This is a genomic window from Ruminococcus sp. (assembly GCF_017549005.1).
In the GTDB taxonomy this organism is placed as follows: Bacteria; Bacillota; Clostridia; order Oscillospirales; family Ruminococcaceae; genus Ruminococcus.
On the sequence record NZ_JAFYYT010000018.1, the window covers coordinates 15,410 to 27,575 of the forward strand.

Annotated in this window: 12 protein-coding genes; 10 read left to right on the forward strand and 2 right to left on the reverse strand. The window is 48.3% G+C overall.

The features are described from left to right. Nucleotides 1–8: 8 nt before the first annotated feature. From trpC to IKW96_RS05705, 7 genes are all read left to right on the forward strand, one after another. Nucleotides 9–785, forward strand: coding sequence for an indole-3-glycerol phosphate synthase TrpC (trpC, locus tag IKW96_RS05675; RefSeq protein ID WP_296571491.1), 777 nt, complete (start codon nucleotides 9–11; stop codon nucleotides 783–785). A 1-nt stretch (nucleotide 786) separates the two neighbouring features. Continuing rightward, nucleotides 787–1,383, forward strand: coding sequence for a phosphoribosylanthranilate isomerase (locus IKW96_RS05680; protein WP_296571497.1), 597 nt, complete (start codon nucleotides 787–789; stop codon nucleotides 1,381–1,383). 9 nt (nucleotides 1,384–1,392) lie between these two features. Next, the gene (locus IKW96_RS05685; RefSeq protein WP_296571500.1) at nucleotides 1,393–2,172 is read left to right on the forward strand and encodes a class I SAM-dependent methyltransferase; all 780 of its coding nucleotides are present in this window, start codon (nucleotides 1,393–1,395) and stop codon (nucleotides 2,170–2,172) included. An 18-nt stretch (nucleotides 2,173–2,190) separates the two neighbouring features. After that, on the forward strand, nucleotides 2,191–3,381 hold the full coding sequence (gene trpB, locus IKW96_RS05690) for a tryptophan synthase subunit beta (protein ID WP_296571503.1): 1,191 nt from the start codon (nucleotides 2,191–2,193) through the stop codon (nucleotides 3,379–3,381). Further along, on the forward strand, nucleotides 3,374–4,150 hold the full coding sequence (trpA, locus tag IKW96_RS05695) for a tryptophan synthase subunit alpha (protein ID WP_296571506.1): 777 nt from the start codon (nucleotides 3,374–3,376) through the stop codon (nucleotides 4,148–4,150). Before trpB ends, trpA begins: the two co-directional genes overlap by 8 nt. 848 nt (nucleotides 4,151–4,998) lie before the next feature. Beyond that, entirely contained in the window at nucleotides 4,999–5,673 is a 675-nt protein-coding gene (locus IKW96_RS05700; protein ID WP_296571509.1) for a response regulator transcription factor, read from the forward strand. Between the two features lie 5 nt (nucleotides 5,674–5,678). Further along, complete coding sequence (locus IKW96_RS05705) at nucleotides 5,679–7,403, forward strand: HAMP domain-containing sensor histidine kinase (protein WP_296571513.1); 1,725 nt, start codon at nucleotides 5,679–5,681, stop codon at nucleotides 7,401–7,403. Between the two features lie 46 nt (nucleotides 7,404–7,449). Here the strand turns inward: IKW96_RS05705 and IKW96_RS05710 are convergent, their stop codons facing one another. Next, on the reverse strand, nucleotides 7,450–8,268 hold the full coding sequence (locus IKW96_RS05710) for an RNA methyltransferase (protein WP_296571515.1): 819 nt from the start codon (nucleotides 8,266–8,268) through the stop codon (nucleotides 7,450–7,452). 18 nt (nucleotides 8,269–8,286) lie between these two features. After that, nucleotides 8,287–9,066 carry a nucleoside phosphorylase gene (locus IKW96_RS05715; RefSeq protein WP_296571518.1) on the reverse strand — a complete coding sequence of 260 codons (780 nt, stop codon included), beginning with the start codon at nucleotides 9,064–9,066 and terminating at the stop codon, nucleotides 8,287–8,289. A gap of 298 nt (nucleotides 9,067–9,364) precedes the next feature. On the opposite strand from IKW96_RS05715, the gene IKW96_RS05720 reads away from it, so the two are divergent. The 3 genes from IKW96_RS05720 to IKW96_RS05730 all read left to right on the forward strand — a co-directional run bounded on the left by IKW96_RS05720 (nucleotide 9,365) and on the right by IKW96_RS05730 (nucleotide 12,166). Beyond that, a complete protein-coding gene (locus IKW96_RS05720; RefSeq protein WP_296571521.1) occupies nucleotides 9,365–10,342 on the forward strand; it encodes a DUF4003 family protein in 978 nt (325 codons plus the stop codon). A 42-nt stretch (nucleotides 10,343–10,384) separates the two neighbouring features. Then, entirely contained in the window at nucleotides 10,385–11,332 is a 948-nt protein-coding gene (locus IKW96_RS05725) for a PPK2 family polyphosphate kinase (RefSeq protein WP_296571524.1), read from the forward strand. A 162-nt stretch (nucleotides 11,333–11,494) separates the two neighbouring features. Then, the gene (locus IKW96_RS05730; RefSeq protein WP_296571527.1) at nucleotides 11,495–12,166 is read left to right on the forward strand and encodes a GntR family transcriptional regulator; all 672 of its coding nucleotides are present in this window, start codon (nucleotides 11,495–11,497) and stop codon (nucleotides 12,164–12,166) included.

Sequence of the window (12,166 nt, forward strand, 5' to 3'; positions counted from 1 at the left end):
GGTGCGGTATGACTATTCTCGACCAGCTTGCAGACTATGCCCGCGAGCGTGTGGCGGCAGCTAAGAAAAAGCTCTCCGCAGAGCAGGTAAAAAGGCTCGCGCTGGAGCTGCCAAAGGGCGGTTTTGAGTTTGAAAAGGCTCTGAAAAAGGAGGATATCGCCTTTATCTGCGAGTGCAAGAAGGCTTCTCCTTCAAAGGGCGTTATCGCGGAGGATTTCCCTTATCTTGATATCGCAAAGGAATACGAAGCGGCAGGTGCGGACTGCATATCAGTCCTCACAGAGCCGAAATGGTTCCTCGGCAGCGACGAGTATCTCCGCGAGATAGCTGCAAATGTGAGTATCCCCTGTATACGCAAGGACTTCACCGTAGATGAGTACATGATATACGAGGCAAAGCTTCTCGGGGCAAAGGCGGTACTGCTTATATGCTCCATACTTTCACAGCAGCAGATAAGCGAATACATCGGCATATGTGACGAGCTGGGAATATCGGCTCTCGTCGAAGCTCACGATGAAGCGGAGCTCCGCACGGCAGTTGCCGCAGGAGCGCGTATCATAGGCGTGAACAACCGCAATCTCAAGGACTTTTCAGTAGATACAGGCAACAGCCGCAGGCTCCGCGAGCTTGCTCCCGGAAATGTGAGCTTCGTCTCCGAGAGTGGAGTACAGACTGCGGAGGATATAAGGCTTCTCCGCGAGGCAGGAGTAAATGCGGTGCTTATCGGCGAAACTCTTATGAGAGCCGCTGACAAAAAGGCAAAGCTCAGAGAGCTGAAAGGATAATATGACTAAGATAAAAATGTGCGGACTTCGCCGCAGGGAGGACATAGAGTATGTAAACAAGCTCCTTCCCGATTATATCGGCTATGTTTTCGCAGAAAAGAGCAAGCGGTACATATCCCCCGTAAAAGCGACGGAGCTTACGGAGCTCCTTGACGAAAGGATAATCCCTGTGGGAGTTTTCGTGAATGAGACCATTGAGAATATCGCTTCTGCCGTAAAGAGCGGTGCGATAAAGGTCGCTCAGCTCCACGGAAACGAGAGCGAGGAGGAGATAATGGCTCTGAAAAGCAAGGGTATTCCCGTGATAAAGGCTTTCAGGATAAGCTGCAGAGCTGACTGCGAAAGGGCTGAGCGTTCCTGCGCGGACTTTGTTCTCCTTGATTCGGGCGGAGGCTCGGGAGAGACCTTTGACTGGTCGCTTATCAGCGGCATTAAGCGGAAATTCTTCCTTGCAGGGGGGATAACTCCCGAAAATGTCGGCGAAGCCATAGAAAAACTTGCCCCGTATGCTGTGGACGCAAGCTCATGCCTCGAAACCGACGGCTTCAAGGACTTTGAAAAGATGAAAGCCTTTGCGGAGGCGGTCGGAAAGGTCTGAGGTGAAGCTATGGAATATCTCGAAAACTTCTATAACAGCTTCAGCGAGGACGAAAGGCTCCTCACACAGCACGGTCAGGTGGAATATCTTACCACAATGAAGTATATCCATGATAATCTCGGCAGCAGAAAGGCGAGTATCCTTGAAGTCGGTGCAGGTACGGGGCGATACAGTACAGCTCTTGCCCGTGAGGGACATAATGTCACCGCTGTGGAGCTCGTTGAGCATAATCTTGATATCATGAAAAGCAAGCTCACAGGCAGTGAAACGATTGAAGCAGTACAGGGAAACGCTCTCGACCTGTCGCGTTTCGGTGATGAGAGCTTTGATATGACTCTTGTTCTCAATCCTATGTATCATCTGTACACAAAGGCGGACAAGATACAGGCACTTTCCGAGGCGGTAAGAGTCACAAGGCACGGCGGCTTCATACTTGCGGCTTACTGTATGAACGAAGCCGCTGTTATCCAGCACGCTTTTCTTCACGGAAATCTGAAAAAGGTGCTTGATAACGATATGGTCACTCCCGAATGGCACTGCAAGAGCGAGCCAAAAGAGCTTTTTGAGCTTATCCGAACGGAGGAGATAGCTTCTCTTTATGCAGGCTTACCGGTGGAGAGGATAAAGCTCATAGCGACTGACGGAGCGGCTTGTTACATCAGCGAATGTATCGACAGCATGGACAGATACACATTTGAAAAATACATGGAGTACCACTTCGCTACCTGCGAAAGACAGGACCTGATCGGTGCTTCAAATCATACGCTGGATATCCTGCGTAAACTATAAACCGAAAGGAAAGATAATATGTCAGAATCAAAAGGCAGATTCGGCGTTCACGGCGGTCAGTACATCCCCGAAACGCTTATGAATGCAGTCATAGAGCTCGAAAAGGCTTACGAGCACTATAAGAACGATCCCGATTTCAACCGCGAGCTAACAGAGCTCCTCAATAATTACGCAGGAAGACCCTCCCTGCTTTACCGTGCAGACAAGCTCACACGGGAGCTGGGCGGAGCTAAGATATATCTCAAGCGCGAGGACCTCAATCATACAGGCTCTCACAAGATAAACAACGTTCTCGGACAGGCTCTCCTTGCAAAGAAAATGGGCAAGACGCGCCTTATCGCCGAAACAGGAGCAGGTCAGCACGGTGTTGCGACCGCTACCGCTGCGGCTCTCCTCGATATGGAGTGCGTGGTATTCATGGGCGAGGAGGACACCAAGCGTCAGGCGCTCAATGTTTACCGCATGAAGCTCCTCGGAGCTGATGTTATCCCGGTAAAGAGCGGAACTGCTACCCTCAAGGACGCTGTTTCCGAGGCTATGCGCGAGTGGACGACACGTATCGCCGATACTCATTACTGTCTCGGCTCAGTTATGGGACCTCACCCGTTCCCAACTATAGTACGTGATTTTCAGGCTGTTATCTCCCGTGAGGCAAGAGCTCAGATACTTGAAGCTGAGGGCAGGCTCCCCGACGCAGTCATCGCCTGTGTGGGCGGCGGCTCAAACGCTATCGGAAGCTTCTACCACTTCATTCCCGATGAGGGAGTACGCCTTATAGGCTGCGAGGCGGCAGGAAGAGGCATCGACACATTTGAAACGGCTGCAACCGTCAATACGGGAAGGATAGGTATCTTCCACGGTATGAAGTCATATTTCTGCCAGGACGAGTACGGTCAGATTGCTCCTGTTTACTCTATTTCCGCTGGTCTTGACTATCCCGGAGTAGGTCCCGAGCACGCACATCTCCACGATATCGGCAGGGCTGAATACGTGCCTGTAACAGACGATGAGGCTGTAAACGCTTTCGAGTACCTTTCACGTACTGAGGGTATCATTCCTGCTATCGAGTCGGCTCACGCAATTGCTTACGCTATGAAGCTTGCTCCGACTATGGACAAGGACAAGATAATCATAGTAACGGTTTCGGGACGCGGCGACAAGGACTGCGCTGCGATTGCCCGCTACAGAGGGGAGGATATCCATGAGTAATATAAGATCAGCCTTTGCAAACGGCAAGGCTTTCATACCTTTCATAACCTGCGGTGATCCCGACCTTGAGACTACCGCAAAGATAGTAAGAGCTGCCGCAGAAAACGGCGCAGACCTCATAGAGCTTGGCATACCTTTTTCAGACCCTACTGCTGAAGGTCCCGTTATTCAGGGAGCCAATATCCGCGCTCTTGCCGCAGGCGTTACAACGGACAAGGTCTTTGAGCTCGTAAAGGAGCTCCGCAGGGACGTTAAGATACCTTTCGTATTCATGACCTATGCAAATGTGGTATTTTCATACGACGCAGAGCGCTTTATGGCAAGGTGCTGCGAAGCGGGCGTTGACGGTATCATTCTCCCCGACCTTCCGTATGAGGAAAAGGACGAGTTCGCAGATGTTGCAAAGCAGTACGGAGTTGACCTTATTTCCATGATCGCTCCTACCTCAGAGGACAGAGTTGCCATGATAGCAAAGGAAGCAAGCGGCTTCATCTACGTTGTTTCAAGTCTCGGAGTTACAGGCGAAAGAGCCGAGATAACCACGAATATAGGCGAGCTTGTGGAGCTTGTACGCAGAAATACGGACGTTCCCTGTGCTGTCGGCTTCGGTATCTCAAAGCCCGAACAGGCTAAAGCAATGGCTGAGCTTTCAGACGGAGCTATCGTGGGTTCGGCAATAATCAAGCTCCTTGAAAAGTACGGCAGGGAAGCGGCTCCATACGTTGGCGAGTTCGTTAAGGAAATGAAGAACGCTGTTGTCAGTGAATAGTGATCAGTCAGGGCGGCTTTGCCGCCCTTTTGATTTATATAAGAAAGGGTGCAAACGGCGGTAATGCTTTCTATAAGGGGGCAAAAAATGCAGGAAATTAAACGGAAAACCGTTTAATATCAGAAAAATTAATTTCAGAATCTATGTTCTGCACAAAAATGTGCGCTGCAATTTGTGGAATAATACAAAAATCTCCCGGGAGCAGTCTGTGTTGAATGCTTCCGGGAGGTTTTTGTCTGAAATAAGAAAGTCCCCTCGGTCATAAGGGGGACTTTCTTATCTATTATTCAGAGAGGTGGTACAATCATATTCAAAAAGCGGAATCCTTTCCGCAGGCAGTCTGGTCAGGGGGAACGAGATCACAGATCCCGTTCTTGCCAGTTCTGCCAAGGTCGGAAGCCATAATATCCGACTTGCTGCCATACGCTGAGGGGCGTCATGCAGCTTTATATCATTTATGCATACCGTCAGGGAAGGTTTGCCTCTATTCATGTTTATGTCCTGTAACATTTTAAAGCAGCGGTAATGCATAATGATTTGGTGTTTCCAATTTGTAACTAAATAATACAGTTTGAAATAACTTTGTAAACTCATTTGAACACTGTATATATATGTCCACTGTATTATCTGTAATTATTATACAATAAAGATTCGGCCAAAACAAGACAAAAATTGTTCTGTTCTTATCGTTTATTGCTGTTTGTAACCGTGCTGTAACAGATATTTACAAAAATTGTTTGACTTTTATATGCAACATATATATAATGATATAAAAAAAGCACACTCAGGACATAAAAAGGATACATCAGCATTTTATAATGCTTTTATAGATAAGGAGCGCGTTACTTATGAAAAAAATACTTCTTGTAGAGGACGATGCCGAAATATGCGAGATAATCACCGAATACTTCGGGAATAAGGGAACGGAAGTCGAGGCTGTTCGTAACGGCGGCGAAGCTTCTGATATGATAAGCGGCGGCATAGAGGGATATGAGCTTGTGCTGTTGGATATCATGCTGCCCGAAGCGGACGGTTTTACGCTGTGCAGACAGCTCCGCATGAAAAGCGACGTACCTGTTATATTTATTACTGCCCGTGGGCGCGAGGAAGATATCCTCAGCGGCTACGACCTCGGCTGCGACGATTATATAGTCAAGCCATTCCTGCTTTCAGTGCTGTACAGCAAGTGCGAAGCAGTTGTGCGGCGTGCAGGAAAAATCGGAAACAATACTCAGCTCATCTGCGGTACTATCTGCCTCGATACACGGACTCTGCGGTGTTTCGCGGACGGTTGCGAGGTGGAGCTGCCGCCTAAGGAGTTTGCTATACTCCGATATCTGCTTGAGCATGAGAACTGGGTCATCTCCCGTGATACCCTGCTGAACAGGGTGTGGGGCTATGACTACTTCGGCAGCGACCGCGTGGTGGACAATCATATAAAGAAACTCAGAAAAGCCCTCGGCAGCGCAGGCGCACAGATAAAAACTCTTGTGGGACGGGGGTACAAGCTTGCGAAGGAGTAGATCAGATGAAGAACAAGCTTTTTAAAAGGAAACCGAAACGTACTTCGTTCCTGAAAATGTTTTTAAAAGGTATGATAATACCAATTATAATAACGATGATCGTCGGAAATTATACTTCCTTTTTCGTAAAGATGCAGGTCTACACCCTTTTGGAGAATCAGGCAGATAATGTTGTGACGTCCTATATGCGAAGCATCAGGCGACAGAATGAGCAGAAAAAGTATCTGCCGAAATATATCTTCTTAAGTATGCTCGGTTCAATCGCTCCTAATACCGAAGGTGGATATCTTGATCCTGTGACATGGGTGGAGCCAAAGTGCAGGTCAGTAACTTTTACTGTTGACACGAACGGTGATATCGTCGATTCATGTCGTGAAGTGATGTGTATGGGTATAAGAATGTCAGAAGCGCCTGACAGTACCGAATACTACGTCTTTGACCCTCAGGAATACGATATTCCCGAGCTCAGAGGACTTTTTGAGGAGCATTTAAGGGACATAGAGAGCAGAGATCACAGCAATGAGCTCGACATCACAAGTCTTTACATCAATGAAAAAGAGAAAAAAATGATACCTCATACTATAAATGTCAAGAGATACAGATGGGATAACGGCTTTCTGAACTATGGTTATTTTGACTTTTCAAGTGTGTTGGAGAAGGAGTACACGATCACGGTAGACTGCGATGTGGAAGGGTATGTTTTAAAGGAGATAGCTTCGCGCCATAATATGGAGGAATATCCGCATGGCGTCGCGATACAGGGCATTTACGGCTGTGATCCGGGACTTGTCGATGAAATTTACGGGGAATACAGGGACAGGATTAAAGAATGGCTTGACAGGAACAGTTCGAGGGCTGTTTTTAATGATATGTTCGATTTTGGCAAAAATACAGATGTTGCTTTTGAGAGAATATATGATGATGAAGAGGAAAGAGCCATAATAAGCTTCATTGAGACTGATATGAATGGGCTGCGTTCATGGCGCAGAATGATATTCTTTATGAGCTTGTTATTCGGCTGCATGACGCTGTTCGTATTGGTGGTCTGCCTGACAAGAAATGCTAAAAACAAGGCTCAGTACGCCTTTGAGGACTATCAGAGGGCGCTTACCAACAATCTTGCCCATGATCTGAAAACGCCTCTTGCAGTTATCGGCGGCTACGCGGAGAACCTTATTGAAATGCGCAAGGAGGACGGCAGTGAAAAGGAGCTGAATTACCTCGGCTCTATTATGAAAAATGTGGCGTATACCGATGATATCATCGCAAAAACACTGAAACTCAGCGAGACCGAGCAGATAAAGAAACTGAACAAAACGAAAGTCGATATAAAGGAGCTTGCGGAGAGTGCGGCAGACAAGTACCGCACTGTTCTGGAGGAAAGAGGCATAGAGCTGGATATCAGCGGCGGCGGAGAGGTCTCCGCAGACAGGGATATCCTCGGAACAGCTGTGGAAAACCTTGTTTCAAATGCGGTGAAGTACACGAGAAACGACGGTACTATCAAAATTACTGCTGACAAAAAACGCTTATGCGTAGTGAATGATACTGCTGAAAACGTCGATACAAAGGACCTCCTCATGCCCTTTGTCAAGGGCGACAAGGCGCGGAGCGACAAGAACAGCCACGGCCTCGGACTTGCAATTGCGGCAGCTGCCGCGGCACAAAACGGCTTCAGGCTTAAAATCGACTGTAGGGATAAGAGATTTACGGCGATGATCGTCTTTTAATTTGATATGGGGTAAATAAAAACAGGCTGCATTTACAGCCTGTTTTTTATATATTCTTGCTCAGCTGAAAGAATGCAACGGCGCTTGCAGCGGCAACATTCAGTGAATCTACGCCGTTTGCCATTGGTATCTTTATTGTGTGGTCGCACCTGTCTATAGTCTCGTCGCGGAGTCCGTTGCCCTCGGTCCCGAGTATCACGGCGAGCTTCGGCTCGGCTCTCAGCCTTTCGTCGTCGATACGCACTGTATCTCGGCGCAGAGCCATTGCAGCACAGGCAAAGCCCATTGCTTTCAGTTCTGTGATATAGTCGGGAGCTCCCTTACCGAGGTACGTCCACGGGAGCTGAAAGACCGTTCCCATGCTTACGCGGACTGTTCTGCGGAAAAGGGGATCGCTGCATGAGGGCGTGAGCAGCACAGCGTCAAACCCAAGAGCTGCCGCTGAACGGAAAACAGCGCCTATGTTGGTCTGGTTCATGACGTCCTCAAGAACGGCTATACGCTCGGCTTTTGCAAGGATTTCCTGCGGTGTGGGCAGTTTTTTACGCCGCATGGCGCAGAGTGCGCCCTGTGTGAGCTTAAAGCCCGTCAGCTTTTCAAGTACGGACGATGAAGCCGTATATACAGGGATATCGCCGCAGCGCCCGATGATGTCCGCCGCCTGACCGCTTATGTACTTCCTTTCGAGAAGAAGTGAGAGAGGTTCATAGCCCGAATCCAGAGCTGTGCGTATTACTTTCGGGCTCTCAGCCGTGAAAATGCCGTCTCCCTGCGAGAAATAGTCCAGCAGCTTCTTCTCGGAGGTATCGGTGTAGGGGAGGAGCTCTTCCGCATTAAGATCGGTTATTTCGATGATATTTGCCATTTTCGTGACTCGCTTTCGTTAGTTTTCGGCGTTATAGCTGACAATAATGTCCATGCACAGGCGCAGGGCGGGCTCAAGTGAAGCAACACCGAAATCCCGTCTGTCATAGTTTTCAAGGTCGGCAAGGGAATCGGCTGTGAAAAACAGCATTCCGAAGTCGATACCGCGGAATTTTGCACAGGCTGCAAGGGAGGCGCACTCCATGTCCACGGTGTCGCAGCCCTCGCTGCGTCGGTGGGCGACGGTATCGGGAGTTTCGCGGAAAAGTCCGTCGGTAGTCCATGTTGTGCACTTTCTGAACGGGATACTGCGGCTGCCGAGGACTGTGCAGATGTGGTCTGTAAGGGGCATATCGAGCTCAATATGGCGGGAGGGCGGAAGATACTTGTAGGAGCAGCCCTCGTCGCGGAGAGCTCTCACGGGGACTATGAACTCGTTTTCTGGCATGGGCGTGAGAACTCCGCATGAGCCTGCGGAAATTATCTGTTCTACGCCGCAGGCAAGGAGTATCTCCATGTTCTGTACGGCTGCCGGAGCTCCCATGGGTGCCTGACAGAGGCATATCTCTTCGCCGCCGCAATTAACGGTATATATGGGATAATCCCTTGTAATGGTGGGGATAACGCCTGTGATGACCGCGTTATGTTCGGCGGCGTATTCGTCCATGCAGCTGCCGAGAAGAGCGTATACCGCCTTTTTCGGGAGCTTCAGGTTCCTGAGCTCGGATTTTATCCCGAAAAGGGAGGTCACGGAGGTGTCGTATTCAAGTATGGGCATATCGTTTTTGTAAAAAGGCATTTCTGATTTCCTTTCCTGTGAGCAGTGAAACGTTCGGCACACAGCCCTGCTCACATCGGTTTTTCCTGATTTTTAGACAGTTATGACATTATTATAATCTATTTGTACGAAAAAAACAATATATTCATAAAATTTTAGTTGAAATTTTTATTGGAATGTGGTATAATAGTTACGATAATTGAAAATGAGCGGCAAATATTGGAAAAATATTTGGCTTTAGCGTGTATCGGTGCCGCGGAAGATGTGTGAAACGTGCGGCACATACGCTGATCTGCATTTTTTATGAAGGAGGTGCGCCATGAAAGAGCTGCTGGAAACATTATGCGACAAGTATCTGCTCAATCTTGGGCTATTTACCGACTTTTACCCCCTCGAAAGGGACGTGCTCTATCCCGTGTGTGCAAACGTTTTCTGCGCGGCTGACGCGGTCTTTGACCTGGGAAAGTTCAAGGACAGCATGAACCTGATAAAGGAAAATCCGAAAATGCTGTCAAGCTTCCGCAGTACGGTGCGTCCGCTGATAGCGTCGCTTATTTCAATAAGCGACGACCCTAAGGGCGAAATGGAAAGATACCTCGGCTGCTATGAGCTTTTGCGGAAGTATTTCACCAATTCAGAGCATCTGGCGCTGCTTTCGGTACTGCTTGTGCGGATAGCTCCTGCGGAAGAGGCTGAGGACTACATAAAGCGCGGCAGACAGATCTACGACCGAATGAAGAAGGAGCACAGGATACTAACCACAAAGGAGGACGTTGCCTTTGCGGTAATGCTGGCTTTTTCCGAGAAGTCCGACGACGAGCTCATCGAGGATATGGAGGCCTGCTATAAGCTCCTGAAAAAAAGAGCCGACAATAACAGTATACAGACTGTTTCACATGTTCTTGCAATGGCAGGCGGCACTCCCGAGGATAAATGTGCGAAATTCGGCGAGCTTTATGACAGCATGATTAAAAAAGGCAGGAAATACGGCAAACACTATGAGCTTGCAATGCTGGCGGCGCTTTCTATCACGAAGTTCTCGGCGGCGGAGATACTCGACGATATAAGCGACAGCGAGGCTTTCCTTTCACAGCACAGGTCTGTGGGAGACCTGTCCGAATTCGGCAGGACCGAGCCTGTCAGCCATGCATTCCTGCTGCTGACTATCGCTTACGCAAGCGATGAAAATGTGAGCAGCGAAAACGAAAGACACGCGCTTCTTGCGGCGAGACAGGCTACTCTCTACTCTGTGCTGGTTTACAGTATGATGACTGTCGCACCGCTTGTTCCGGATTGAACGTATAATGAATATTCTGACCATGAAATGGAGGTTTTTGACATGAAGGCAGACAAGTACATGATACAGGAAGGCAAAAAGACCGATATCCGTAAGCTTCCCACGGACAGCAGGGAGGATAAGGTCGATAAGGACGAGATCATCGCAAAATACGAGGAAAACAAGCGTGACCTCGTATTATTGCAGGACAAATTCTACGCTGACGCAAGAGAGGGACTTATCGTCGTGATACAGGCTCTTGACGCTTCGGGCAAGGACTCCTGCATAAAGTATGTTTTCAGCGGCATAAATCCTCAGGGAGTAAAGGTGCATTACTACAAGGCGCCTACCGCTGATGAGCTCGCTCACGACTACCTGTGGAGGATACATCAGAATATCCCGCGCAGAGGCGAGATAGCAGTTTTCAACAGGAGCCACTATGAGGACCTCGTTACCATTCAGGCTGAGGATATATGGAAGAATTACCATATGTCGGAAAGAGTCCTTGACGATACAAAGAAGAAGTTCTTCGCAAAACGCTGCGAACAGGTGAACAATTTCGAGGAATACCTCTATGAGAACAGCTACCGTATGGTCAAGATCTTCCTGCACGTTTCAAAGGAAGAGCAGACCGGACAGCTCCTCGAGAGGATAGAGCTGCCCGAAAAGAACTGGAAATTCCGCGCAGATGACCTCAAGGTAAGGGACAAGTACGACGCTTATCTCAAGTGCTTCAACGATGTGATAAACAAGACTTCCACTAAAAACAGTCCGTGGTATGTGCTCCCGGGGGATCAGAGGTGGTATACGAGGTATCTCATCACGGAGATACTCCTTGACGCTATTAAAGCCTGCAAGCCCGAATATCCCGAGCTTCCGCCCGAGGAAAAGGAAAAGCTGCCTGAGTGCAGAAAGGTGCTCGAGGAAGCTATGGCTGAGTACGAAAGCGGCAGAAAAGAGAAAAAACCGGAAGAACCCAGGAAAAAATCAAAAAAGAAAAGCAAAAAGTGATACATTTCATGCTGTTGTGGAATTGATTGGAACATCTTTCAAAACATCGGCATTTATTTAACCTGAAACGGACTTTTGTAAGAATAATACGTTATTTTCTTGACTTGCAGAAGAAAGTGTGTTATAATTTAATGTGTATAATTTTGAGCTTAGGAGGAAGCTATGGGCAACAGTGAATACCGCAAGACAATTGACTATATCTTAGATCTTATCAGAAGCGGAATGCTGCAGGTAGGGGACAAGCTTCCGACAGAGCGCAGTATCTCGGAAAAGCTCGGCATAAGCCGCAATACTGTCCGCGAGGCGCTCAGAGGACTTGAAATTCTCGGTATAGTCAACGGAAAACAGGGCTCGGGTAATTATCTCACCGATAATATCTCGGATTCTATCGCAAAGGCTATGGACGTCATGCTGCTTATGAACAAGACCTCTAAGGAGGAGATATGCTCGTTCAGACGCAGTATGGAAAAGACCGTATGCAGCTATCTTATTGCAAGAGGCTGCTCTTCGGACAATAAACTTAAAATAGTTGCCGCCCTCAACCGCCTGAAGGAGTCTGAGGGAACGAGCAAACAGACTGTAGCAGACAGGGACTTTCATTATTCCCTTATCTATGCTACCGAAAACAGCTTCTGGATAACCTTCATGAATGCTGTTTCGGAGGTGTATATGAGGTGGATAGACGATTTCCTGACGACATCGGGGCAGGATGTCAAGGAACAGCTCCAGGACGCCCACGAAAAAATGGTGCAGGGTATCATTACGGGCGATACTGAGTTCTGTTTCCGTGCTATAGACGCACATTATGATATAATTGATAGAAGCTTCGGCTGA